The organism is Pedobacter sp. R20-19 (assembly GCF_000708265.2).
Classification (GTDB): Bacteria; Bacteroidota; Bacteroidia; order Sphingobacteriales; family Sphingobacteriaceae; genus Pedobacter.
Map to the genome: position 1 here is coordinate 81,308 of NZ_JCKI01000001.1, position 24,488 is coordinate 105,795.

24 protein-coding genes are annotated in these 24,488 nt (G+C 35.6%); 19 read left to right on the top strand and 5 right to left on the bottom strand.

The window, feature by feature from the left end; all coding sequences use genetic code 11:
- The first annotated feature begins 118 nt into the window (after nucleotides 1-118).
- From upp to AN34_RS00415, 11 genes are all read left to right on the top strand, one after another.
- Nucleotides 119-763, top strand: a complete 645-nt coding sequence (gene upp / locus AN34_RS00365; protein WP_029281126.1) for a uracil phosphoribosyltransferase — start codon at nucleotides 119-121, stop codon at nucleotides 761-763.
- Between the two features lie 33 nt (nucleotides 764-796).
- Nucleotides 797-1,114 (top strand): low molecular weight protein tyrosine phosphatase family protein, encoded by a 318-nt coding sequence (locus tag AN34_RS00370; RefSeq protein ID WP_029281128.1) that lies wholly within the window; start codon nucleotides 797-799, stop codon nucleotides 1,112-1,114.
- A 33-nt stretch (nucleotides 1,115-1,147) separates the two neighbouring features.
- Nucleotides 1,148-1,846 (top strand): YjjG family noncanonical pyrimidine nucleotidase, encoded by a 699-nt coding sequence (locus tag AN34_RS00375; protein WP_029281130.1) that lies wholly within the window; start codon nucleotides 1,148-1,150, stop codon nucleotides 1,844-1,846.
- Between the two features lie 21 nt (nucleotides 1,847-1,867).
- Entirely contained in the window at nucleotides 1,868-2,386 is a 519-nt protein-coding gene (locus tag AN34_RS00380; RefSeq protein WP_029281132.1) for a DinB family protein, read from the top strand.
- Nucleotides 2,387-2,425: 39 nt separating this feature from the next.
- The gene (locus AN34_RS00385) at nucleotides 2,426-2,965 is read left to right on the top strand and encodes a hypothetical protein (RefSeq protein WP_051666092.1); all 540 of its coding nucleotides are present in this window, start codon (nucleotides 2,426-2,428) and stop codon (nucleotides 2,963-2,965) included.
- Between the two features lie 173 nt (nucleotides 2,966-3,138).
- Nucleotides 3,139-4,458, top strand: coding sequence for a flippase (locus tag AN34_RS00390; RefSeq protein WP_029281136.1), 1,320 nt, complete (start codon nucleotides 3,139-3,141; stop codon nucleotides 4,456-4,458).
- Nucleotides 4,455-5,102, top strand: a complete 648-nt coding sequence (locus AN34_RS00395) for an FkbM family methyltransferase (RefSeq protein WP_029281138.1) — start codon at nucleotides 4,455-4,457, stop codon at nucleotides 5,100-5,102. Before AN34_RS00390 ends, AN34_RS00395 begins: the two co-directional genes overlap by 4 nt.
- An 11-nt stretch (nucleotides 5,103-5,113) precedes the next feature.
- A complete protein-coding gene (locus AN34_RS00400; protein ID WP_029281140.1) occupies nucleotides 5,114-5,875 on the top strand; it encodes a class I SAM-dependent methyltransferase in 762 nt (253 codons plus the stop codon).
- A 467-nt stretch (nucleotides 5,876-6,342) separates the two neighbouring features.
- A complete protein-coding gene (locus AN34_RS00405; RefSeq protein ID WP_231625461.1) occupies nucleotides 6,343-6,645 on the top strand; it encodes a GxxExxY protein in 303 nt (100 codons plus the stop codon).
- Nucleotides 6,646-6,840: 195 nt separating this feature from the next.
- Nucleotides 6,841-7,755, top strand: coding sequence for a glycosyltransferase family A protein (locus AN34_RS00410; protein WP_029281142.1), 915 nt, complete (start codon nucleotides 6,841-6,843; stop codon nucleotides 7,753-7,755).
- 41 nt (nucleotides 7,756-7,796) lie between these two features.
- Entirely contained in the window at nucleotides 7,797-9,248 is a 1,452-nt protein-coding gene (locus tag AN34_RS00415; RefSeq protein ID WP_051666094.1) for an alpha-L-fucosidase, read from the top strand.
- Here the strand turns inward: AN34_RS00415 and AN34_RS00420 are convergent.
- Nucleotides 9,243-9,995: a bifunctional 2-polyprenyl-6-hydroxyphenol methylase/3-demethylubiquinol 3-O-methyltransferase UbiG gene (locus AN34_RS00420; protein ID WP_029281146.1), complete on the bottom strand. Its 753-nt coding sequence runs from the start codon at nucleotides 9,993-9,995 to the stop codon at nucleotides 9,243-9,245. The two genes, AN34_RS00415 and AN34_RS00420, sit on opposite strands and share 6 nt — an antisense overlap.
- Before the next feature lie 368 nt (nucleotides 9,996-10,363).
- Here AN34_RS00420 and AN34_RS00425 point away from each other — a divergent pair, with 368 nt between their 5' ends.
- From AN34_RS00425 to AN34_RS00435, 3 genes are all read left to right on the top strand, one after another.
- Nucleotides 10,364-11,635: a glycosyltransferase family 4 protein gene (locus AN34_RS00425; protein WP_036676410.1), complete on the top strand. Its 1,272-nt coding sequence runs from the start codon at nucleotides 10,364-10,366 to the stop codon at nucleotides 11,633-11,635.
- 135 nt (nucleotides 11,636-11,770) lie between these two features.
- Entirely contained in the window at nucleotides 11,771-12,517 is a 747-nt protein-coding gene (locus tag AN34_RS00430; protein WP_029281150.1) for a glycosyltransferase family 2 protein, read from the top strand.
- Nucleotides 12,518-12,834: 317 nt separating this feature from the next.
- Nucleotides 12,835-13,395, top strand: coding sequence for a type 1 glutamine amidotransferase domain-containing protein (locus AN34_RS00435; protein ID WP_029281152.1), 561 nt, complete (start codon nucleotides 12,835-12,837; stop codon nucleotides 13,393-13,395).
- Between the two features lie 66 nt (nucleotides 13,396-13,461).
- Here the strand turns inward: AN34_RS00435 and AN34_RS00440 are convergent, their stop codons facing one another.
- From AN34_RS00440 to AN34_RS00450, 3 genes are all read right to left on the bottom strand, one after another.
- Complete coding sequence (locus tag AN34_RS00440) at nucleotides 13,462-14,505, bottom strand: hypothetical protein (RefSeq protein WP_029281154.1); 1,044 nt, start codon at nucleotides 14,503-14,505, stop codon at nucleotides 13,462-13,464.
- Nucleotides 14,506-14,630: 125 nt separating this feature from the next.
- A complete protein-coding gene (locus AN34_RS00445; RefSeq protein ID WP_029281156.1) occupies nucleotides 14,631-15,818 on the bottom strand; it encodes a serine hydrolase in 1,188 nt (395 codons plus the stop codon).
- A 74-nt stretch (nucleotides 15,819-15,892) separates the two neighbouring features.
- Nucleotides 15,893-16,768, bottom strand: coding sequence for a lysophospholipid acyltransferase family protein (locus AN34_RS00450; protein ID WP_029281158.1), 876 nt, complete (start codon nucleotides 16,766-16,768; stop codon nucleotides 15,893-15,895).
- 433 nt (nucleotides 16,769-17,201) lie between these two features.
- Between AN34_RS00450 and AN34_RS00455 the strand changes: the two genes are divergently transcribed.
- The 5 genes from AN34_RS00455 to AN34_RS00475 all read left to right on the top strand — a co-directional run bounded on the left by AN34_RS00455 (nucleotide 17,202) and on the right by AN34_RS00475 (nucleotide 23,045).
- Nucleotides 17,202-19,643 carry a TonB-dependent receptor gene (locus AN34_RS00455; protein WP_369818067.1) on the top strand — a complete coding sequence of 814 codons (2,442 nt, stop codon included), beginning with the start codon at nucleotides 17,202-17,204 and terminating at the stop codon, nucleotides 19,641-19,643.
- A gap of 279 nt (nucleotides 19,644-19,922) precedes the next feature.
- Nucleotides 19,923-20,564, top strand: a complete 642-nt coding sequence (locus AN34_RS00460; RefSeq protein ID WP_082468281.1) for a thiamine phosphate synthase — start codon at nucleotides 19,923-19,925, stop codon at nucleotides 20,562-20,564.
- A 62-nt stretch (nucleotides 20,565-20,626) separates the two neighbouring features.
- Nucleotides 20,627-21,913, top strand: coding sequence for a hypothetical protein (locus tag AN34_RS21860; RefSeq protein ID WP_231625462.1), 1,287 nt, complete (start codon nucleotides 20,627-20,629; stop codon nucleotides 21,911-21,913).
- A gap of 80 nt (nucleotides 21,914-21,993) precedes the next feature.
- Complete coding sequence (locus tag AN34_RS00470; protein ID WP_029281167.1) at nucleotides 21,994-22,554, top strand: hypothetical protein; 561 nt, start codon at nucleotides 21,994-21,996, stop codon at nucleotides 22,552-22,554.
- Nucleotides 22,551-23,045, top strand: coding sequence for a GNAT family N-acetyltransferase (locus tag AN34_RS00475; protein ID WP_029281169.1), 495 nt, complete (start codon nucleotides 22,551-22,553; stop codon nucleotides 23,043-23,045). Before AN34_RS00470 ends, AN34_RS00475 begins: the two co-directional genes overlap by 4 nt.
- Before the next feature lie 123 nt (nucleotides 23,046-23,168).
- On the opposite strand, the gene AN34_RS00480 is transcribed toward AN34_RS00475, so the two are convergent.
- Nucleotides 23,169-24,473 (bottom strand): M20/M25/M40 family metallo-hydrolase, encoded by a 1,305-nt coding sequence (locus AN34_RS00480; RefSeq protein ID WP_029281171.1) that lies wholly within the window; start codon nucleotides 24,471-24,473, stop codon nucleotides 23,169-23,171.
- Nucleotides 24,474-24,488 lie beyond the last annotated feature (15 nt).

The window sequence follows — 24,488 nt, forward strand, 5'->3', positions numbered from 1 at the left end:
CAAGTATTTTTTTACTTAAATGGAAAACAAAGATCAATAGCAATTGGCTAACATTAACAGAACAAAAATGGTAAATTTAGACAATAAATTAAATAACGTTAAACCTATAGAGAGCCCTATGATTTTTAATCTCAGTAAAACTAAATCAATTGCCAATACCTTTATAGCTGAACTTCGGGATGAAAATATCCAGAAAGATTCTATGCGTTTCCGCAAAAACCTAGAGCGTGTTGGAGAGTTTTTTGCTTATGAGATCAGTAAATCTCTGAATTATACCAATAAAGAAATTACGACTCCTCTTGGTGTTTTACCGTGTGATGTTTTAGCCCAACAACCTGTATTGGCCACTATTTTAAGAGCCGGGTTACCCTTGCAACAAGGTCTTTTAAACATTTTTGACAAGGCAGAGTGCTGTTTTATATCGGCCTACCGAAAAGTAAAAAAAAGTGGAGATTTTGTTATTCAAATGGATTATATTTCATCCCCAGATTTGGATGGACGTGTGCTGATTATGGCAGACCCTATGTTAGCTACCGGACAAAGCATGGTAATGTGCTGTAAGGAATTAATGAACCGTTATAAAATTGCAGAGTTACATATTGTTGCCGCCATTGCGAGTGCAGAAGGGGTAATGCATGTACGTGCTAATCTTCCTAAAGCCAAACTCTGGCTAGGCGCAATTGATGAAGAAATGACGAGCAAATCTTACATCGTACCCGGCTTAGGCGATGCTGGAGACCTGGCCTATGGTGAAAAGGTTTAGTTTTTGAATGTTTCCAGCTATAATTAAATTCTATTGAATATCTTATTTGTTTGCAGTCGCAATAAATGGAGAAGCTTAACCGCAGAAACCATTTTTAAAAACCATTCTGATCACCAGATAAAATCTGCCGGAACTGAACCTTCAGCCAGAATTAAAATCAATGCAAAAATGATTATTTGGGCAGATCTGATCTTTGTGATGGAAAAAAAGCATCGACAAAGGATTAGTGACCGTTTTCCTGTAGAAGTTAATAAAAAAGAAATAGTTACCTTAGGTATTCCGGATGACTACCAATATATGGATGAAGATTTAATTGAAGAACTGACCACTAAAGTTTCTGATTACTTATAAACCAGCTGATAAGTCCTACCTTTATCAATAATTATGCTTCAAAACAAAAAACATATTTTTTTCGACCTCGATCACACCATCTGGGATTTTGATCGCAATGCGGAAGAAACACTTAATGAACTTTATCATACCTATGATTTGAAGGCTCTAGGCCTACATTCCTGTTCGGATTTCATTCTCACCTATACCGAAAATAACCACAAACTTTGGACGGATTATCATCTGGGGAAAATCACTAAAGATTTTCTAAGGGCTGAGCGTTTTAGTAAAACATTTGTCCAGTTAGGAATTAGTCCTGATGTGGTGCCGCATCAGTTTGAAGAAGATTATGTTAATATTTCACCCACAAAAACAAATTTATTTGATGGTGCAACGGATGTTTTAACTTACCTGAAAGAAAAGTATACACTACACATCATTTCGAACGGGTTCAAAGAAACTACACTGACTAAGATGGAGCTTTCCAACCTGAATCCTTACTTCGAAAATGTTATTATTTCGGAAGATGTTGGGGTAAATAAACCAAACCCACGCATTTTCGAATATGCACTAGAAAGGGCAAAAGCTAAAAAAGAGGAAAGTATCATGATTGGCGATAGTATAGAGGCTGATATTTACGGCGCTTTAAATTTCGGCATGGAAGCCATCTTTTTTAACCCCCTAGCAAAGGAAAAGCCTGAAGATGTAAAGAAAGAAATTACGCATCTTAAAGACTTAGTTAATCTATTTTAGGGCTATTAACGTATATTAAATATGAATACAGCAAAAGTTAGGGTTTCTTTAATTCATATTATTGGCTCCTATAAATCTAAATTATCTTCCTATGCTGATGATATTTTCCAGCTTACCCCACCAATAGGCGGTTGGAGTTATAGTGAAGTATATGCTCATATTTTTGATGCCAGTCTGCTTTCTTTAATTTCTTTAGATGATAGTATTACAGGAAAAGGGAAAAAGGAACCTACGCATTTTATAGTAAAATTAATCTTGCTTTTAGGCTCACTTCCTCCGGTAAAAAAATATGAAGTACCTAAAAGGCTTGCAGGCAGGGTAAAGAAAATTAATAAACCTGAGGCTTTAGATTTCATTATTGAATTTGAGACTGCCCTGGGAAAATACTATCCCAAAATAGCCACTGCAGATTTACAGCTAAAAACTAAACATCCACGTTTAGGCTACTTAAATGCCAAGCAATGGTTGAGATTTATAGAAATACACCTTAAACATCATCTCAAACAACTCGAACGAATTGAAAAGAGTTTTAAAGGTTAAGATATTTTAGCATATTTGATTAACCATAAAACGCTCACAATGAAGAAGTTTTTTTACCTATCAGTAATTATTATTTTTTGCTCATGCAGTAATAAGCAAAAAGAAAGTAATCAAACCATTGCTCAAACGCCTAATGGCTTGGAAGGCCTTCAAAAGAATGCTTCTTCACCTGCTGTACAGTCTGCCAAAACCAGTTTAATCTATAATCCTGCACATGGCAAACCAGGCCATACCTGCGCACTTGCTGTAGGTGCACCTCTTCAACAATCTACAGCAACCCAACCTCAAAAAAACATCACTAATATATCACCTGTAACCGTTTCTACGCCTATAGCTGTAAATACTTCCGGAAAGAAATTAAATCCAAAACATGGTGAACCAAGTCACCGATGTGATATTGCAGTTGGTGCACCATTAGACTCCAAACCGGCAGCTATTGCAAAAACGACAGGTGCTAGCTCAACAGTAAGCCAGCCGGCACTAATAAAAGTGGCAAAGGGTATGAATCCTCCACATGGGCGGCCCAACCATAGATGCGACATTGCAATAGGCGCACCTTTAAATTCAAAAACCATTTAACCTCAAACAACTATAAAAAAGCCTGATGCTCAGCCAGTTGAAAGTAAAACCATGGAAACTAGCCAGAGTGGAGCAAAAATTAACCCAAAACATGGTGATCCTGGTCACCGATGTGATATCGCAGTTGGCGCACCACTCACTTAATTAACGCTTTTTTTTACATCTTTGCGCTAATGAAATTACCTAGCATAAAAGGTTTTGATGAAGAGGCGTTTAACAAGTACTTAAAAAATACGGGTTGGTTGATGTTTGGTAAAGCATTAAGTTTAATAGTAAACCTTTTAATCGCCCGTTATTTAGGTCCAATTTTATTTGGAGATTTAAGCTTCGGATTATCTTTAGTTGCTATTTTGGCCGCCGTAGGAGGTTTAGGACTTGATACTTTTATTATCCGCGAAGTGATTCAAGAACCATCCAGAAGAGATGAAATTTTAGGCACCTCACTTGGATTACGTATGATCACCAATGGCTTATTAATTCCCATTGCAATTGTAATTTATTTAATCAGTCACCATTTTTCCAAAAATCCTGGAGAACCTTTAACCTTACTTATTGCGCTACTTGCCTTCGCTTCTTTCTTCAAATCGTTTAATGTAATTGATTCCTATTTTCAGTCGCAGGTTCAATCTAAATATGTGGTTCAGGTACAGAATGTGAGTCTCATTTTGACCTCAATTTTTAAAATCTTGATTGTTACAATGGGTTTGCCTTTAATCTATATTGTTTTTGCATACGTAGTAGATGCGATAATTCTGGCTATAGGTTTAATCATTGTCTATCAAAAACGCGGATTGAAAATATTAAACTGGCACTTCAACCAACAAAGGGCAAAAACATTACTTATCAAATCTTCTCCATTAATACTTTCAGCCGTAATGGTAACCATTTATATGAAAATAGATGTGGTAATGTTAAAAAGTGTAGGCAGTAAAGCAGTAGGAATTTATAGCAGTGCACAAAACTTAAGTGAGGCTTGGTACTTTATCCCTAGCGCAATTGTTACTTCGGTATTCCCGGCGCTGCTTAATGCTAGAAAAACAGATTTATCACGCTACCAAAAACGATTGGGGAATTTATATGATTTATTGGTTTACATTAATATTCCAATAGCAATATTCATTAGTTTTTTTGGTTCTGATATTATTCATATTGCCTACAGTGGAAAATACGATGGTGCCGGGCCTATGCTTTCTATTCATATTTGGTCTGGCATTTTTGTTTTTTTAGGGATGGCAAGTTCTCAATACCTTATTGCAGAAGGATATACCAAAATCTCTTTCTACCGAACAGCAGCTGGCGCCGCTGCAAATATTCTTTTAAATTTATGGCTTATTCCCAAATATGCAGGTGTTGGAGCATCAATTGCTACATTAATCGCATGTTTTATTTCAACTTTCTATGTTTTATTAATTCCTAAAACCCGCCAACAGGGGATAATGATGTTAAAATCATTATTTTTGATCACCGCATTTCAAAAAATATTTAAACGTTGAGCACTTTAAAAGCACTAGCAACACTAATGGCAAAGCCAAACAGGCTTAAAGCATTACTATCATACGGACATAAAGGTTACTTAAACAGCATTGGATGGTTTACGGCCTTTGATCAGAAACAAGCCGTTGACGGCAAAGGCAAGGCACTACCCTGGGTAACCTATTCCTTCATCGATTTCATTAAGGAAAGAATAACGAAAACCCAGCATATTTTTGAGTATGGCTCTGGAAGTTCAACTATTTTTTATGCGGAAAGAGCCGGAAAAGTGACCTCTGTAGAGCATGACAAAGGTTGGTTTGATAAAGTGAAAGGCACCAGCCCAGCTAATGCTGAAATGATTTTCTGTGAATTACATCGGGATGGAGAGTATGCCAGAAAAGCAATGTTGCTGGATAAGAAGTTTAATATCATTATTGTTGATGGACGTGACCGTGTAAATTGCTGTAAATACAGTTTGGAAGCATTATCTCCTGATGGTGTAATTATCTTAGATGACAGTGAGCGCGAAGTCTACCAGCCAGCTCGTTTATTATTAAAGGAAAATGGCTTTAAAGAAATTAGTTTCAGCGGAATTTCTCCTGGACTTTTTTACGAAAAAGCAACTTCGGTTTTTTACAAAGCAAGTAACTGTTTAGGTATCTAATATCATTATATATGTTAAGCGAGGAAGTTAAAACAGCTTACGACAACTTTTACACCAACAGTGATGTCGCCTGGCGTATGCTTGGTGCTAAATATAAGGCACAAAACATTGTGGATGTTTGTAAAAACATCCAGCCAAAAAAAGTACTCGAAGTTGGTGCTGGTGATGGGAGTATTTTGCATTTTTTGAATGAATGGAACTTCGCTACCGAACTCTATGCTTTGGAAATTGCACAGAGTGGTGTTGATATTATTAAGAACCGAAAATTGGCCAACCTTAAAGAAGCACAAACTTTTGATGGTTATAAAATCCCTTATGCAGATGATACTTTTGATCTGATTATCCTGGCTCACGTTTTAGAACATGTAGAGCATGAAAGGATACTTCTGCGTGAGTTGAAACGGGTAGCTAAGTACATTGTAGTTGAAGTACCAAAAGACTATCGCTTTGGCGTGGATATGAGAATGAAACACTTTCTGGATTACGGCCATATCAATATGTACACACCAACATCGCTTAGGTTTTTATTACAAAGTGAGGGACTGGAAATTCTGGAAGACAAAGTTTCTATGACTGCGCCAGAAACTGTTAAATTTAACGAATTCATCAATAGAAAAGCACCAAAAACGTTTTCTAAAACGCTGAAAATTGAACTGGAATATAAGATCAAAAAAACATTAGGTAATTTGCTTGGAAGGAAAAAACAAGAGCAGTTTGCCAATGCATACACTGTTTTAACAAAAAAGTCTGATCTAAATTTGCATATATTTTAGATTTGAATGTTAGGAGGATTATTCCTTTTTTACCATTTAAGGAAATATAATAATAACGTTGTTTAAATAGAAACTTAAAATTCGTTCAAACGCTTAACTTATATGAGCCTTATATTCCTTATATAGTCAATAATAAAATGCATCGCATTTTTATCATATAAGGCATTGAAGGAATGTAAGAATAACGTTGTTTTGATCCCACCTTAAGATTTGTCTGGACACTTTCCTTATATGAACCTTATATTCCTCATATGGTCAATAACATAAAGTGAGCATTTTTACCATCTAAGGCATTAAAGGAAATTTAAGAATATAAGATATTTGAGGAGGCAACTAACCTGAATTATATTTTACATAAAGTATCAGCTTATATTTTCTAAAATCTCATCCTAGAAGAAAATAATCTATATTGAACTATAAATCATCTCTTTTAAAAGTACATCCCTTATTAATTTAATCAAAAAGGAATGTTATTAACCAGAAACTATTTAAAGGATTTAGTCTACAGAGTAAATGGAGCGGCCATTGAAGTGCACAAAACATTAGGTCCTGGCTTGTTAGAATGTACTTATCATAAATGTATGATTCACGAATTGAAATTGAGGAATATAAATTTCAAGTCGGAGTTTGTTATTCCGATAGATTACAAAGGATTTGAAATTGATGCGCAATTAAAATGTGATTTGCTTATTGAAGATATATTGGTAGTTGAACTCAAATCTATAGACTATGTAGCCCCTATTCATGTAGCACAACTTTTACTTATATGAAACTATTATCTTCCCCAATCGGACTAATGATTAACTTCAATTGTACACACATCTTTAGTGAAGGGCAAAAAACATATGTAAATGAAACATATGAATCAATTTATTAATATATTTTTGCATTCAGCCGATATCATATTAAATCGGATAAAGGTTGCCTTTGAAATGATTGATATAGGTAACGAATAAAATCGAAACATGCAAAATCTTGCCCCAATAGCCCTTTTTGTTTACAATCGTCCACAGCATACCGAACGGACACTAAAATTTTTGCGACAAAATGAACTTGCCATTGAAAGTAGATTATTCATCTTTTCTGACGGGGCAAGAACAGCTCAGGATGAAGACAAAGTAGCAGAAGTAAGATCTATTGTAAAAAAAATCGATGGCTTTAAATCGGTTAAGGTTGTTGAAAAAACAGAAAACTCAGGCTTAGCCAACTCCATAATTGCAGGCGTAACCAAATTAATTACTGAATACGGAAAGGTTATCGTTTTTGAAGATGATTTAGTAACCTCTCCGCATACACTTACCTATTTTAATGAGGCCTTAAATCGCTATCGTAATGAAGAAAAAGTAATGCATATTGGGGCTTATATGTATCCTCTAAAGGCAAATGACCTTCCACAGTCTTTCTTTTTCAGGGCAGCCACAAGTTGGGGCTGGGCAACATGGGAGCGTGCATGGAAAAATTTTGAACCAAACATTGATATCCTAATCAATAAGTTCGATCATCAAAAAAAGGCCGCCTTTTCTATCGATAATAAAATGAACTTTTGGAAGCAAATGCAGGAGTTTAAAAAGGGCAAAAATAACAGTTGGGCCATTAGGTGGTACGCTTCCATATTTTTAAAGAATGGTTTAACACTAAACCCATCACAATCATTGGTGAACAATATTGGTCACGATGGTACTGGTGTACATTCAGGTATCAATGATATCTATAACGTGGTGATTAATCCTAAACCGATAACGGAATTTCCAGATATTATTCAAGAAGATAAAAAAGCCTATCAAGTCATTAAAAGTTTTTTAGCGAACAGAAAAGGAAATCTAGTGATAAGAGTAAAACGTTTTATGAAAGAGAAGTTAGCACAATATTTTTCCCACTAACAAATATTTCTTTGTATTTTGGAGGAATCAAACTATTCATCATGAGGTTCCTTTTATCCATTCTTTTACTTGTCTCGTTAAACACTTTCGCTCAAAACCCACCTAAACCTTACGGTGCTTTACCATCAAAAAGGCAATTGGCATGGCATGATGTAGAAATTTATGGCATCATGCATTTTACGCCTACCACTTTCGAAAATAAGGAATGGGGTTTTGGAGATGCCGATCCTAAAATTTTTAATCCAACAGATTTTAATGCAACGCAGATTATTAAGGCCGCTAAGTCAGGCGGACTGAAAGGTATTGTTTTAGTATCGAAGCATCATGATGGTTTTGCCCTTTGGCCAACTAAAACAACAGATTATAACATTACCAAAAGCCCGTTTAGAAATGGTAAAGGTGATTTAGTTAAGGAAATAGAGCAGGCTGTGCGTAAAAACGGATTAAAGTTTGGGGTTTACTGCTCTCCCTGGGATAGAAATAATGCACTTTATGGAACGGATAAGTACTTAGCCATCTATCAATCACAGCTCAAAGAATTATACGCCAACTATGGAGAACTTTTTATGAGCTGGCATGATGGTGCAAACGGAGGCGATGGATTTTATGGGGGAGCCAAAGAGAAAAGATCTATTGATAATACGACTTATTATGATTGGAAAAATACCTGGGGCATTACCCGGAAAATGCAACCTATGGCTAATATCTTCAGCGATATAGGTTTAGATGTTCGTTGGGTTGGAAATGAAGATGGTCATGCTGCAGAAACCAGCTGGGCAACTTTTACGCCAACGGCGCCCGATGGAATAAATGAAGCTGTTCCCGGACAGGCGAACTACCCACAAAGCCCGGAAGGAATTCGAAATGGTAAATTTTGGATGCCTGCCGAATGTGATGTTCCCTTGCGTCAGGGTTGGTTTTATCACCCTAAGGAAAAGCCAAAAACACCAGAAATGCTATTCGATTTATATTTGAAAAGTGTTGGCCGTGGTGCAGGTTTAGATTTAGGCCTGGCACCCGACCCCAGAGGCCAGTTACATGATGACGATGTTGCCGCTTTGAAAGGATTTGGAGATATGGTTCGAAATACATTTGCAAATAATTTGGCTAAAAATGCCAGCATTAAAGCAAGCAATGTACGCGAAAAAAAATTCAACCAATCCCTTCTTATTGATGGAAATAAACAAAGTTATTGGGCTACAAATGATGATATTCATACGGCCAGTTTAGCATTAGATTTAAAAGCCAAACAAACTTTCGACATCATTAGCATGCAAGAATTTATTCCGCTTGGACAAAGAATTGAAGCTTATAACATTGAAATCTTTGAAAACAACCAATGGAAAAAAATTTTTGAGGGTACCAGTATTGGCGCAAAACGATTGATTAAACTCGATCAACCTGTTAGTGCAACTAAAGTGAGAATCAACATTACGAAGTCACCGGTTTGTATTACCTTAAGTGAAATAGGGCTATATAAGAAGGCTTTATAGATCCTTTTTAGCTTGAAGAATAATGTAAGGCGACAAACTTTTACTCTCGAAAGGAATAATTTTAGTTAATATTTTACCTGTTAACCAAACTGCTTTTTTAAAAAGCCTTACGGTGGCAGGTTTTTGATTTTCGTTTTCTAGCCATACACTAAAACGACCGAAATAACCTGATTCAACATTTTTTAGTCCAGCTTTTTCGCAAATCGATTTTAGCAATTGTGGGTTCATACTATTGATATTGTGTTTATCATAGTTTTCCTTATCGAAGTTTTTTTGGAACCAGCCATTCACGGCATTAAAGTTCGGCAAGGTAATAAATAGTGTACCACCAGGTTTAACAAAATTGATATGACGATTAATGATATCAGCAGTATCATTAAAGTGTTCAATTAAACCACAGCTTAAAACCAAATCATATTGTTGTTCAGGATGATAACTAAACAAATCTGTTTCAATAATCTGAATATCTTGTTCAGCCAAACCATTTTTCTTCAACAGCTCATTAACTACAGGCGGATGAACGAAATAATCTAAAAGCGTAACTTCTAACTTTAAATATTTCTTTAGGAATACGGCATAATAACCTGGAAAACCTCCCAATTCAATAGCTGTTGTTACCTGATTTTCCTCCACAATTTCTGTCAATTGGCGATGAAATAAATAATTTTCGGGTAGCTGTACAGCAAGTCCCTTTTTACTTTCCCAATAATTTACCCAAAAAGCCCTGTCAGTTAATAAATTTGCCATGTTTTAAATATTCCAATGCCAAAGAAACGGAAAAAGAACAGTAAAATCGAAAGGTAGTATTGCTAAATCGTTATCGATCATTTTATAAGCAATAAAGCAATCATCATAATCCGTTTTATAATTTTGAAGCACCACTAAAGATATCGCTATCTTACTAATACTATTATTTGCACATTAGGCGTTAAAGCAGAGCAAGAAGCACAATCGGTTTGATTTTGTATTTATTAACAAAAAAGTCATCAGAAAAACAATTGTTTCAAGTACTTTAAAAGCGTCACTATTTTCAATTGAAGTGCAATAAAAATATAATATTGAAATTGCATAACAGATTTTATATTCATAAACAATAAAATGTATTTTTGATCGATTTGAGAGTTTTACACCTAAATACCTATGATGGAAATGGCGGAGCAGGAAGAGCCTGTTTGCGGTTAAGTGATGCACTACAGGCTAGTGGCATTGATTCGGAGGTTTTGGTCTATTATAAATTTGGTCAGAATCCAAAAATCGATACTTTTTCAGTTTCTCCTATCCAAAAAGTCAAGGCAGTTTATAATATCCTTTCTGAAAGATATTATGCAAAATGGTTAAGCAAATCAGTTAAAACACCTTTTAGCTTACAGTGGTTCGGCCGATCAGTTAAAAACCATCCAAAAGTGAAAGATGCTGATGTTATTCACCTGCACTGGGTTAATCATGGTTTTCTTACACCCAAATTCCTCGCTGAACTGGATGAACTAGAGAAACCTATCGTATGGACTTTTCACGATAGCAATGCTTTTACAGGTGGTTGTCATGTTCGATATGGATGTGAAAATTTTCATCAACAATGTGGCAATTGTCCGATTTTAAAACTGAGCAATCAGGATGATCTGTCGCATAAAACCTGGCTGCGCAAACAAAAAGCTTACAGGAAGCTGAATTTCCACATTGTAGCACCAAGTAATTGGATGGCTAAATCAGTAAAATTCAGCAGCTTATTAGCCACAAGAGATATTGCCGTTATTCCAAATACGATAGAAACACAGATTTTTAAACCTTATCTAAAATCTGAAGCAAAGAAAATTTTAAAAATCGATCCGGAAAAATTTGTGATGATGAGTGGTTTCATGCCCTCAAAAAATGATAAACATAAAGGCACACCTTATTTAATTGAAGCCTTACAAATCTTATCCCGCCGCCCCGGAATTAAAAAAGAAAATTTTGAATTGGTAATATTTGGCAATAAAGACAATACAGAAATGCCGGAATTTCCCTTTAAAACCACATTTCTCGGTACAATCAATAATGATGAACATTTGGCTAAATGTTATTCGGCTGCCGACGCTTTCATTACCCCTTCGCTTGAAGATAATTTGCCTAATACAGTGATGGAAAGTTTAGCCTGTGCCACTCCCGTAATTGCCTTTACCACAGGTGGAATCCCTGACATGGTCAAGCATATGCAGAATGGCTACCTGGCTGCTTATGAAAATGCTGAAGATTTAGCTAATGGAATGGAATGGCTATATCACCGCCCAAATAAGGAGGAGCTTCAAAAAGCAGCCAGACTTAGTATCCTAACTCATTTTTCGGAAGAGGTTATTGCTGCTGAACATATCCATTTGTATGAAACACTGATAGATTTACAACCGAAGTAAATTATGGTATTAGCCAATAACCACCTCAATAACATGAAAGCGTTAACATTAGAGATTTTTGCTCAGGGCTATCAGTTGATTGTAGATGCGAAATGTTTTACCCAATGCCCGAACCCTTAAAATCAATGGATCAGTATGCCTAAATTAACAGTAATAACCATTGTATATAACAACGTGCGGGATATTGAACGGACTATCACTTCTGTATTGAAGCAAACCTATAAAAACATTGAATACATTATAATTGATGGAAAATCAACAGATGGTACATTAGCGATTATAGCCCAATATAAAGAGCGGATCTCAAGAATTATATCTGAACCAGACAAAGGAATTTATGATGCCATGAACAAAGGCTTGGCCCTTGCAACTGGCGATTATATCTTATTTATGAATTCTGGAGATGAAATTTACGACGAGCAAACCGTAGAAGATGTTTTTGATTCAGCTCCAGGTGCCGATATTTATTATGGTGAAACAGAAATGTTCAACGATAACTGGAAAAGTTTAGGTCGCAGACGACATGAAGCACCAGAAATTTTTAACTGGAAAAGCTTTCAGTTTGGAATGAATATCAGTCATCAGGCTATTTATATCCGGAAAAGCATCACTGAACCTTATGATCTGAAATATAGGTACAGTTCTGATATCGACTGGATCATTAAATCAGCAAAGAAGGCATCGAATATTGTTAACGTACACCGTTATGTGGCCAAATACCTGGTTGGCGGTATGAGCAAGAAAAAACATAGGGAGAGCCTGAAGGAACGATTTGAAATTTTTACAAAATATTATGGATTAATTCCAAACATTTTAAACCATATTTTCATTGCAGGAAATTTAGCAATTTATTTTATAAAACACAGAAGAACAAATGATTAGCAATACATGTATTCGAAATATAGTTAATATTTAAATACATAATAGCTGATGTTATTATAATAGCTTGAACCAAGGTATAGATTTCCTTTTTTTCGATGCCTCATATAGTTAAAAACAAGGCGTTAATATATTTTATTAACCATATAAGTAAATACCCAAGCAAATCTTTAAATAGCAATTAACATACATTATCCTTATATTTTCTTCAATAGACCTCAGTAAATCAGTATCCAAAAACATCTAATCTTAAATTTATAAAAACAAAATTTCCCTCAATTTTGTCTTAAATACATCACCTATTTAAAACAGAAAAGATTATGGGACAATTAAGTAACCGCACTATTGCTGTACTTTCAGAAAGCGGATTTGAAGAAGTTGAATTAACCGAACCCGTTAAAAGGTTAAAAGAAGAAGGCGCAACCGTTCACATCATCTCCTCAAAAAGTGGAAAAATCAAGGCTTGGGATCAGGATCATTGGTCGATAGAAGTTGATGTAGATAAAACCATTACAGAAGCAAATGCTGATGACTATAACGGTTTATTGTTGCCTGGAGGAGTGATCAATCCAGATGAATTACGTGTAAATGAAGATGCCATTGCCTTTGTAAAATCATTTTTTGCAGATGGTAAACCAGTAGCAGCCATTTGTCATGGTCCACAAACATTAATTAATGCAGAAGTGGTTGAAGGCAGAAAGCTAACTTCCGTAAAAAATATTTCAAAAGACCTGATTAATGCGGGTGCATTATGGAGTGATGAAGAAGTTGTTGTAGATCAAGGATTAGTAACCAGCAGAACACCTAAAGATTTACCTGCATTTAATGATAAAATTGTAGAGGAATTTGCAGAAGGAGTACATGAAGGTCAACACGCTTAATTTTTTTTTACGCTCTTTCTAAATTCACTCAAAAGCGGTTGGTAAATTTACCAGCCGTTTTTAGTTTTATAACTTTACCTGCCTGATAATATTTTTGATATTCAACTCTATAATATCTGTCATGTTTTTACATTTCAAATAATTCGTATCCTTAAAATAATCACTCATACCTTGTTTCAAAATGGCAATATTTTCAGAAGTGGTTAATTCTTCTTTATTTGAAACATCCCGAAGATCAGTTAAGCGGTGTCGCTCACTTCTTACCCGGTGAACAATGGATGACCGTTCTTCCTGCTGATATTGTAACACCGTTTTTTCAGTAAGCTGTTCCATACTCATTTTTACATAGGGTAAGTTCTCTTTAAAAAACTGAGGCAAATATACTTTCAAATTACCTTCATAAAATTGCTGATCAAAATCAATCGCCCTGATTCTGAATTGAATATCATCAAAATCAGGTGTAATCTGTACCACAAAATTATAGGCCCTCATATCTCCAAGAAGCATAATTAAGCAACGCTCATTAAACTTTACAAATTCTTTTGCAATACGTGTTGGATTAAATTCAGGAGTATATAACTGACCTTTTGTAAACACATCCCCAGGAATTCCGGCGATATGCTCTTCCACTAATGTATCCCCATCTACAAGATAATTCACCTGGTTTGGCGAAAGAATTTCCTCCATTTCCAAGCCATAGATACGGGAAGCATCAGCTTTTTTAATATAGAAATAGTCATATACATCATTCAACCGATTTACAATTCTAATCCGGAAAGGATGGGTATTTCCAAAGGTGCAGTATTCAATTTTATCAATGTATTTATGTTCAACGATACGAAGATTTCCAGATGCCTTAAGGTTGGCATAAATTTCTCTCAAGCCATTGTGTAAAGTCTCGATTAAATCCTGCGCATAAATTGGTCCTTCCCAAAGCGAATCTTTCCCAAACTTATCCATTAGAGGGAAGGCCTCATTAAACTGCATTAAATCATGATAACTAATGGGTAGTTTAGCCTCTCGCTGATAACTGCGCAGATATTTCTGTAGAGCAGGTGTAACAGGGAAAATTGGTTTCTTCTTCAGGATTTTTACGTCTTCGTTTTCCATTGTTAAGCAATGTACTATTTTAATAATTTAACCACAAAGAAATTAAGGAAAGCACTAGGAACGCTAAGACAAGAGTCTAATTTTATGTTATTTAAATATTACGGCTTACATTGCAGTTGAAATTGCTAATTCGGATAACTAAACGGCAAGCCTGCCAAATACCTGCTGATTCTACGATAAGGATAATCACCCGCCCCTTGCGCAGCAAACTGAACAATGATGGTATTGGTTTTCGGATCGATATAAAGTCTTTGTCCACGCATTCCTTCCGCTGCGAAATCACCACGCTCACCTACTTGCGGAATCCACCACAAGTAATGATGTGCTGACTTTTGCCAGCCTTTTGCAGATGCAGGTTTTTCGCTGCCTATACTGATCGATTTTTTTACCCAGTCTTCCGGCACCACCTGATGATGATTATATTTCCCATTGTTTAAATATAAACGACCAACCTTCGCCCAATCAATAGCGGTAACCTGAAAGCGACTAGCCGTATTAACTAAACCCTCCTCATAATCTAAGCCCCAGGTAGCGTTATTTTGAGCACCTATTTTCTTCCACAATTTGTCTTCAGTGTATTGGGCTAACGTTTTTTTAGTTGCACTTACAATTGCCCAACCCAGCAGAATCGGATCGATACTTTTATACTTCCATACTGTTCCGGGCTTATTCACCAGCTTTACATTCATTAACTCGGCTTTCATATCATGTGTATAATAGTATTTTGCTTCATCAGAAAAAAAAGCTTTAACAACTCCGCCAAATGCATCTTTAAATTCCAACCCGGATTTCATATCCAATAGGTTTTTTAAGGTTATATTATTAAAAGCAGGATTAGCCTTTAACTCAGGAATATAATCTGTAACCTTTTGTGATAAACTCTTAATCACTCCATCTTCCATCGCCTGACCTAAAAGAACAGATACCATACTCTTGGCACCAGAAAAAACAGTGGTTAAAGTAGTATCACTATAACCCTCGCTATATTTTTCGTATAAGATGCTATCGTTTCTAATTACGATGAAGGCATTTAATTTACCCTTTTTAAAATATTTAGTAAAAGGAATGAATTGATGATTGCCATCCCGAACCTGGAACGTATCAATATCCTTTCTCATTCTTTCCGCCCTAAAAAAATGAAATGCTGAATCACTTTTGTGAATAATGGCTTGTGGAAAAGCTTTATAGGTCATTGCATCAGGTGTACGATACCACAACACCCTGGCTAAATAAGGTTGCCAGATGAATAAACTGGCAAAGAACAAAATAATTAAGCTGATTAGATAAAGCAGGGCACGTTTAAAGGTTTTCATGGGTATTCCATTAGGCCAACAAATATAAAATATTAGCTTCTGTTACCGTATTCCAACCTTAAAGAATTTGCAGTTTATGCTGCAGGCTTATACTTCCAACGTCGATGGCTCCATAACCAATAAGCTGGTTCTTTGCGGATAATATCTTCTAAAAAACGCGTGTGCATTTCTGTAATTTCAAATTCACTTGTTTCAGCAGGATTTAAGCATAAAGGAACACAATCTACCTCATAATACCCTCGCTTTAAAACCTTTACCTTTAAGTAAAATATTGGCCTGTTTGTTTTTTTAGCAATCTTTTCAATCCCCAGCTGAATGGAAGCCTGCTGGTGTAAAAAGGTAGTCCAGTAATGCGATTCATCTCTGGATGGTGCCTGGTCGTTTCCAAAACTAAACATACTTGGCTTATCTTTAACCGCCGCTAAAGCCCGCATAGTTTGTCTCATAGCAACAAGCTTATTCCCGAAACGACTTCTTACCCCTTTAAACCAGTGATCAAAAACCGGATTACTCAAAGGCTTATAAATAGGATGATGTGCGTAAGGGAAATTTAAACCAATACCTAGCGTACCCCATTCCCAATTTCCGTAATGTGCAGAACAAATGAGAATGCTTTCACCCCGCTTTAAATATGCTAAAGCAAGTTCCTTATTTTTAAAAACAAACCTTTTCTCAATCTCTGACCTGGAGATATGGCTCATTTTTACCACTTCAAAAATCAACGAAGCCAAATAGCGATAATATTTCTTTTCAATGCTGATAATTTCCGATCCTGTCCTTTCTGGTAAGGCATTCTGCAGGTTCTCGCGAACAACCTTTCTGCGATAACCAATAATATGATAAAGCAATAAATAAACACCATCGGCCAGGAGATATAAAAAAGATAAAGGGAGTAAAGACAATACACCCAACAGCAATATACCCAAATGAGAAACGTACTTATTGATCACAGAAGATTAGTTGAAGTACAAAACTAAAAATGGCATAAAAAATTTATGCCATGTAAATGTTAGATTTAAATTATAGCTTTCAGTTTGAAATTTAGCTGACAAAAAATAACAAGTGTGATTAATTTTTACGATGTTATTTTATGCATTATTAAATAATCATTAACATATTTTTATACATTTGCGCCATCATTGGGGGTGCCTTGTTTGTTATAAACACAAAAACGGGCTGAGATCATACCCATTTTATGGTGAAAGGAAAAGGTGAATGGTAAAGGATTCTGCGTGTTGCATAGACCTTAAGCCCTAAACCTCTAAGCCCTTAACCTTAAATGCACCTGATCCGGATAATGCCGGCGTAGGGATTGGAGTTATGGAAGTTTAACTGAAATTGGAAGTACCCCTATTTCCGATGGGTTTAACTAAAAACAAAATATTGAAAAATTTACTTTTTACAGCGCTTGTTGCAATGCTACCTTTTTTGGCATCAGCACAAAATTCTGTTACCGGGCAAGTAACAGACAACAATCAAAATGCTTTGCCTGGTGCAACCATTAAAATTAAAAACCGCAAAACTGCAGTACTTAGCGATGCCAATGGAAATTTCACACTAGGTAATCTATCCAATGGAAATTATACCCTGGTGGTGAGCTATGTAGGTTACAAAACTCAGGAAAAGCCTGTCACGCTTTCTGGTAATACAGCTTTAAACTTCAGTTTAGTACAGCAAAACTTCCTTGCAGATGAGGTAATCGTTCGGGCTACCAGGGCAAATGAAAAATCGGCTACTACTTATAAAAATGTGTCTAAAGCAGAGATTGAGGAAAATAACTTCGGACAGGATTTACCTTTTATTCTGCAAAACACACCAGGAGTAGTGGTTAATTCGGATGCTGGTGCAGGTGTTGGTTATACAGGAATCAGGATTCGTGGAAGCGACAATAGCCGGATCAATGTTACAGTTAACGGTATCCCGGTTAATGACAGTGAAAGTCAGGGTACATTTTATGTTAACATGCCAGACTTTGCTTCTTCTGTAGATAATATTCAGATTCAGCGTGGTGTAGGTACCTCTACAAATGGTGCCGGTGCTTTTGGTGCCAGTTTAAATATTCAAACTACAGCTAGCGAATTGGAGCCATATGCAGAGATTAATAATACCTACGGAAGTTTTAATACCTGGAAAAATACAGTTAAAGTTGGAACAGGATTAATCAATAACCGCTTTAGTTTTGATGGCCGACTTTCAAGAATTAGTTCTGATGGATATGTTGACAGAGGCGCATCTCTATTGAAATCGTACTTCATGTCTGGTGCCTATCATGGCAATAAGGATTTATTGAGAATAAATGTTTTCGCCGGCACAGAGAAAACATATCAGTCATGGAATGGTATCCCAGAATCAAGATTAAATAATGATGTTGCCGGGATGCAGGCTTATATAGAGCGAAACGGTTTAAATGCTGAAGATGCGGCAAACTTGCTAAATGCTGGCAGAACTTACAATAGCTTCTTGTACAATAACCAAACTGATAATTACAAACAAAACCATTATCAGTTACTTTACGCAAGACAGTTTTCTGATCAATTTTCATTTAATGGTGCCCTGCATTATACCCAGGGAGAAGGTTATTATGAAGAATTCAGGGCTGATAATAAACTGAGTGATTATGGTTTAAATCCGGTTATCATTGGTCAAACAATCATTACCAATACAGATTTAATCCGTCGCCGATGGCTTGATAATGATTTTTATGGGGTAACTTATGCTTTCAACTATGTACCACAAAAGAACTTAAACTTTACACTTGGTGGCGCATATAACGAATATCAAGGTGCACACTTTGGTCAGGTTATATGGGCGCAATATTCATCTAACGGAAATATCGACAGGCATTATTATGATAATGAGGGCTTTAAAACCGACTTTAACGTTTACGGAAAGGTAAATTATAGCCCGATTGAACAATTAAGTTTATTTGCTGATTTGCAATATCGCCGTGTTTATTATGATATCTCCGGAACAGAAAATAAATTGAACACCTTAGCGATCAATGATCAGTTAAATTTCTTCAATCCTAAATTCGGTGCAACTTATTTTATTAACCCTAAAAGCAATATTTATGCTTCATTTAGTGTAGCCAATAAAGAGCCAAACCGTGATGACTATGTAGATGCAGCGGCTGGTGTTTTTCCAAAGTCAGAACGATTAAATGATGTAGAATTAGGTTATCGTTTCAAAAATAACCGCTTTAATTTTGGTGCGAATGCATATGGTATGTTTTATAAAAACCAACTGGTAGTAACTGGAAAAATTAACGATGTTGGTGGAAATTTTCGCCAGAATGTTGATGATAGTTATCGTTTAGGGATAGAGTTGGATGGATCATACACCATCAATAAATTTTTCGCACTGAATGCAAATGCAGCTTTTAGCCGAAACAAAATCAAGAATTTTACAGAATATTATGATGATTATGACAATGGTGGACAAGTAGTTAATCAATATTCCTTAACTGATATTTCTTTCTCACCTGCAGCTGTGCTATTTGGTGAATTTGTTTATAAGCCATTAAAAGGCTTAGCCCTTGCTTTGCAAAGTAAATATGTAAGCAAACAGTACCTGGATAATACACAAAACAATGATAGAACCATTAATGGCTATTGGGTGAGTAATGCACGTTTAGGATACAATTTCAAATTTGCTGGTGTAAAAAATATAAATCTGGGTTTACTGGTGAATAACCTTTTAGATAAGAAATATGAAAGTAACGGCTATACTTATGGTTATCTTTCAGGAGGAAGCCGGATTACAGAAAATTTTTATTACCCACAGGCTGGGACTAACTTTTTGCTGAATTTAAATGTAAAGTTTTAGTTCATTATCATATTTTTAATTCTTTACTAGAAGGAATGTAAGAAAATATAAGATTGAACTCCTCATCTTAAATTCCCTTACATTCCTCATATGATACATTTGTTTTGATGCGTTTATGAAATGCTTATAGAAACAACTGCTTGATAAAAGAGCTATTACCTTGAATGCACTTACAGTCCTTATATGGTAAATTTTGCATTGATATAACATTCCTTATTTGGTTAATCTGATATATTTATACCTTCGGGTTTATATTCACCTGATCTGAATCGCATTATTATGAAATACATCGAGAAGCTGCAATACATCACCCATGATATCCCGCAATTAACGCATATTGAACAGGTTCAATTGGCTTGCGAAGCTGGGGCAAAATGGATTCAATATCGCTGCTTAAGTAAATCCGATGAAGCACTCCTGAATGACATTCATACCATTGCTGAAATTTGTGATGATTGGGGAACAACCTTAATCGTAACCAGCCATATTCATTTAAATGGCAAAGCGGATATTCAAGGATTTCACATCGAAGATATGGATGCTGATTTTGTAGCATTGCGTAAATTGGTTGGAAATGATATTACTTTAGGAGGTTCAGCACATACAATTGAAAATATGATCAGATTGGCGAAGGAAGGCGCAGATTATATTGGACTTGGTCCTTTTGCAACAACCAATACCAAACCCAATGAGTTTGCACTTTTGGGCATTGAAGGATACGCTTCACTTATGCCACAGCTTGAATCTCTAAATATTAATATACCTATTTTGGCTGTTGGAGGGATCAAAATTTATGATGTAGAAGCCTTAATGCAAGCCGGAATTTATGGTGTTGCCATTTCTGAAGCGATCCATTCTGCAGATGATTTCATTGAAGCTTATCAGGATTTTTATGATGCGGTGAAATTTAACGGAACTTAACCATTACTAACTTTTTATTGGCGATGTAAATGTTAAATTTGGATTCATCCAAATCTAAAAACATGCACTCAACCTCTTATTTGCCCTCATGGAGTTTAGCTAAAAAGATTTCCTTTCGCTTTTTTTTCATCCTTTTGGCCTTATTCATTTTTCTGAATAATAATGGCGCCTTTTTATACGTACAGCATCTTTTCCATTTTCCAACTTTATGGTTGCATCAAATTATCCCTTGGTTTTCTGCAAATGTTTTAAACTATAATTACGACTTTTCTATATTTACAAATGGGAGTGGCGATACATCATACAATTATGTCCTACTGTTTTTTATTTTTCTATTGGCTGTTTTCTGTAGTTTAATTTGGTCAATTTTAGATAGAAAACGAAAAGACTACAGTAAATTATATTACTGGCTTATTGTTTTGGTTCGATTTTATTTGGCCTTTACATTAATGCTTTATGGTTTTATTAAGGTTGTTCAACTGCAATTTCCTCAACCAAGTTTATCAAGGTTATTACAACCACTAGGCACTATGTCACCAATGGGTTTAGCCTGGACATTCCTTGGTTTTTCTAAAGGCTATAACATATTTATGGGCGTAATTGAAATACTATCCTTGCTGCTTCTCTTTAAAAGGACAATGATTATTGGAGCATTTTTATCGCTAGCGGCGAGCGTTCATGTAATGGCCATAAACTACTTTTTCGATGTGCCCGTTAAAATATTGTCTACAGCTTTGGTTGTAATGTGCTTATTTATTCTAGCACCTTACTTAACTACCATTTTGCGTTTTTTCTTAACCTACCAACCTCAGCAATTGTCTCCATTACAAATTCCTGTATTTAAAAAAAGATGGCAGCTCATTGCTTTTAGGTCATTTAAATATTTGTTTATCGTTTGGACGATTGGGTTAATGATTACCAATGCATTTACTCAGCAATATACTTATGGATCATTGGCTCCAAAGCCACCATTATATGGTATTTTTAATGTAGAAAGGTATATTCTTAATGGCAAAGAAATTCTGCCTCACCATGCTGATCAAAACAGGTGGAAACAAGTGGTTGTTGACTGGAAAGACTACATTAGTATTAGAACAATGGATGATAACAAAGTGTATTTCAATACCACTGTAGATGTAAAAAAAAAGCAAATAGAAATTAATTCTAAAAACACTGAATCCACTCAATATAAGTTTAAATACGCTTTTACAAATGATAGCACTTTAGTTTTTAAGGGATTGAAGAATCAAGATTCTTTGTCCGTTACGCTAAAGAAATACAACGTAAAAAATATTACCTTAACTAATAGAGGATTCCATTGGATAAATGAATTCCCTTACAATCGATAACGATATTTTAAAGAAATTGGGCAAACCCAAAAAATTGAAAATCGTCATTCTAAAATCTTAAATTAGCTTATCTTCGCAATATGTCATCACACCACATTGTAAAAGAAAAACAAGAGCCAGCTTTATATATTGATGAGCTTGGCAATTTCAACGAAGAACTTTTAGGTCAGCTTTTAGAGTGGAGTCCAACACTTTTGGTAAATGGCGAAAATTATGATAAAATTTTTTCGCTTGGTTTAAAGGTTGATGTGCTGGTAAACGGAACCGCCGAAAATGTCCAGGAAGATACCAAGATTATTCAGGGCCCTGTTGATGCCTTAATGGTTGCCATCAATTACCTGTATGAAGAAAAATATCCTGCAGTAAATGTCATTGCCCGTAAATTTGATCTGGAAAAATTTGCCGGTTTTGAAGATCAGATTAACCTCGTTATTTTTACAGAAAAAGCAAAGCACTACCCTATTAAATCTGGTTTTTCAGTTTGGAAGCCTGCTGGAAGTGAGTTTTTAATTCATGGAAACCGATACCTTGAAGTAACCAACCTAATGCAGACTGAAGAAGAAATTTTTGTTGTAGTTAAAGATGGCTTCGTAGAATTTACTTTTTCCGGACAACCCATTTTTATCAGTGAACCAATATGATTACATTAAGAAAAGCCAAAGAACAAGATATTGAGATCATTCGTGATATTGCCGCAGCAACATGGCCATCCACCTATTTAGACATTATTGGCCAAGCGCAAATTGATTACATGCTGGAAAAAATGTACAATAAAGGAGAATTGTTAAAGCAATTTCTTGAAGGGCATATTTTCCTGATCGCGGAAGACAACCAGAACCAATATGGATTTGCAGGCTATTCTATCATTAATCCTGAAGAAAAGATCTACAAACTTCATAAGCTTTATGTGCTACCATCAGCCCATGGAAAAGGCGTAGGCAAGCTTCTGATTAATGAGGTTTTTAATCAGGTTAAAAACGCAGGTGCATCAGCTTTACAACTGAATGTAAACAAGTATAATAAAGCAAAAGATTTTTATTTGAAGGGTGGCTTCACCATCAAAGAATCGATGAAACTAGATATCGGCGAAGGCTTTTATATGGATGATTATGTAATGGAATACCAATTTTAATCATCCAGACTTTTCATAAAAAAGCCGCAGCATTACAAATTACACCAATTTTTTTTGGATAAAATCTGCATAGCTGCGGCTTATCTGCATCTAACCTTTGGTGAGGATTCACCAATCAGTATATTACTTTAATTTTGGTATTCGGGTTGGTGTATCTGTACCATTTACAATAGAAGTTGCACTTTTGGCAATCGCCTTAATTGTTGATAAAATATTCTCAACATCCAATGTGCTGTATTCATCTTTTACCGTATGATAGAATTTATCTACATCAATCTGATCGGTACTAATAGTATGTGCCGGCACACCCAAAGCTGCTAAAGTAGCATTATCACTTCTGTAAAATAAGTTCTCTTTAATATATGGATCTGGATGGAAAGTAAATTCGGTACCTGCTAAATTTTTCTGCAATATTTTTCCAAAATCTGATTTATCATAACCGGTAATAAAAGCAGTATTTTTTCCAAACTTAGAATCCTTGCCAATCATTTCAATATTAAACATGGCTACCACATCATCAGGATTTAATTTCTCAGAAAAGTATCTGGCACCAAAACCACCGATTTCTTCAGCAGTAAAGGCTACAAAGATCAAGGTACGCTCATTGTTTTTCTGTGCTTTATAATATTTAGCGAGCGCAATCATGGCGGTTGTACCAGAAGCATCATCATCTGCACCATTTGCAATGCTATCACCCTCTACACTTTTCATCACACCCAAATGATCATAATGACCAGAAAAAACCACCAGTTCTTTCGATTTTGATTTACCAGGAATCATTCCCGCCACATTAAACAATGGCATTTGAGTTACCTTGCTTTTAAAAGTGGCCGAAAAATCTGTTGCGGCATCTTTACCTAAAATGAAAACCTGTACAGCGCTGTTGGTTGCATTTACATCTTTTTCATCAACAGTAGTTGGTTTGCTGAAATGATCTTTATAACGGTTAAAAAGATCGGCAAACTTATTGTCGACTAAAACGATCTGGTTTTTATTAGTATTCAGCATGGTTCTGAACTGCGCTACAAAAGGCTTTTCAGGATCTAATTTAACAATAGTGGTGTTGGATTTATCAAGCGTAACACTTTCTGTGGTAACGCCGGTAACCATTATGTTTTCTAGCGCAATTTCTTGTCCGTCTATTTTAACACTGGTACTTTGGTTAGCAACCTGGTATTTGTTAAAAGTTTGGCGGAATGTTTTTTCACCTGTTAAGGGCTGCAGACCGATTTTTTTAAATTCAGACTCAATGAAAGTAGCAGCCTTATCAATCCCAGGGGTAAAGGTTGCACGCCCCTGCATTTCATCGCTGCTTAGAGTTTTAATTAGATGATCGGTATATTCACGAGTGATGATTTTATCGATGTTCTGTGCACTGAGCTGTAAACTGGCCATGCCAGCAAGCGTTAAAAAGAATATTTTCTTCATAGACTATAAATTTTG

Coding starts and splice junctions, on each gene's coding strand:
- upp (WP_029281126.1), top strand. CDS start 119: ATGATTTTTAATCTCAGTAAAACTAAATCAATTGCCAATACCTTTATA.
- AN34_RS00375 (WP_029281130.1), top strand. CDS start 1,148: ATGCTTCAAAACAAAAAACATATTTTTTTCGACCTCGATCACACCATC.
- AN34_RS00380 (WP_029281132.1), top strand. CDS start 1,868: ATGAATACAGCAAAAGTTAGGGTTTCTTTAATTCATATTATTGGCTCC.
- AN34_RS00385 (WP_051666092.1), top strand. CDS start 2,426: ATGAAGAAGTTTTTTTACCTATCAGTAATTATTATTTTTTGCTCATGC.
- AN34_RS00390 (WP_029281136.1), top strand. CDS start 3,139: ATGAAATTACCTAGCATAAAAGGTTTTGATGAAGAGGCGTTTAACAAG.
- AN34_RS00400 (WP_029281140.1), top strand. CDS start 5,114: ATGTTAAGCGAGGAAGTTAAAACAGCTTACGACAACTTTTACACCAAC.
- AN34_RS00405 (WP_231625461.1), top strand. CDS start 6,343: ATGTTATTAACCAGAAACTATTTAAAGGATTTAGTCTACAGAGTAAAT.
- AN34_RS00410 (WP_029281142.1), top strand. CDS start 6,841: ATGCAAAATCTTGCCCCAATAGCCCTTTTTGTTTACAATCGTCCACAG.
- AN34_RS00415 (WP_051666094.1), top strand. CDS start 7,797: ATGAGGTTCCTTTTATCCATTCTTTTACTTGTCTCGTTAAACACTTTC.
- AN34_RS00420 (WP_029281146.1), bottom strand. CDS start 9,995: ATGGCAAATTTATTAACTGACAGGGCTTTTTGGGTAAATTATTGGGAA.
- AN34_RS00430 (WP_029281150.1), top strand. CDS start 11,771: ATGCCTAAATTAACAGTAATAACCATTGTATATAACAACGTGCGGGAT.
- AN34_RS00435 (WP_029281152.1), top strand. CDS start 12,835: ATGGGACAATTAAGTAACCGCACTATTGCTGTACTTTCAGAAAGCGGA.
- AN34_RS00440 (WP_029281154.1), bottom strand. CDS start 14,505: ATGGAAAACGAAGACGTAAAAATCCTGAAGAAGAAACCAATTTTCCCT.
- AN34_RS00445 (WP_029281156.1), bottom strand. CDS start 15,818: ATGAAAACCTTTAAACGTGCCCTGCTTTATCTAATCAGCTTAATTATT.
- AN34_RS00460 (WP_082468281.1), top strand. CDS start 19,923: ATGAAATACATCGAGAAGCTGCAATACATCACCCATGATATCCCGCAA.
- AN34_RS21860 (WP_231625462.1), top strand. CDS start 20,627: ATGCACTCAACCTCTTATTTGCCCTCATGGAGTTTAGCTAAAAAGATT.
- AN34_RS00470 (WP_029281167.1), top strand. CDS start 21,994: ATGTCATCACACCACATTGTAAAAGAAAAACAAGAGCCAGCTTTATAT.
- AN34_RS00475 (WP_029281169.1), top strand. CDS start 22,551: ATGATTACATTAAGAAAAGCCAAAGAACAAGATATTGAGATCATTCGT.
- AN34_RS00480 (WP_029281171.1), bottom strand. CDS start 24,473: ATGAAGAAAATATTCTTTTTAACGCTTGCTGGCATGGCCAGTTTACAG.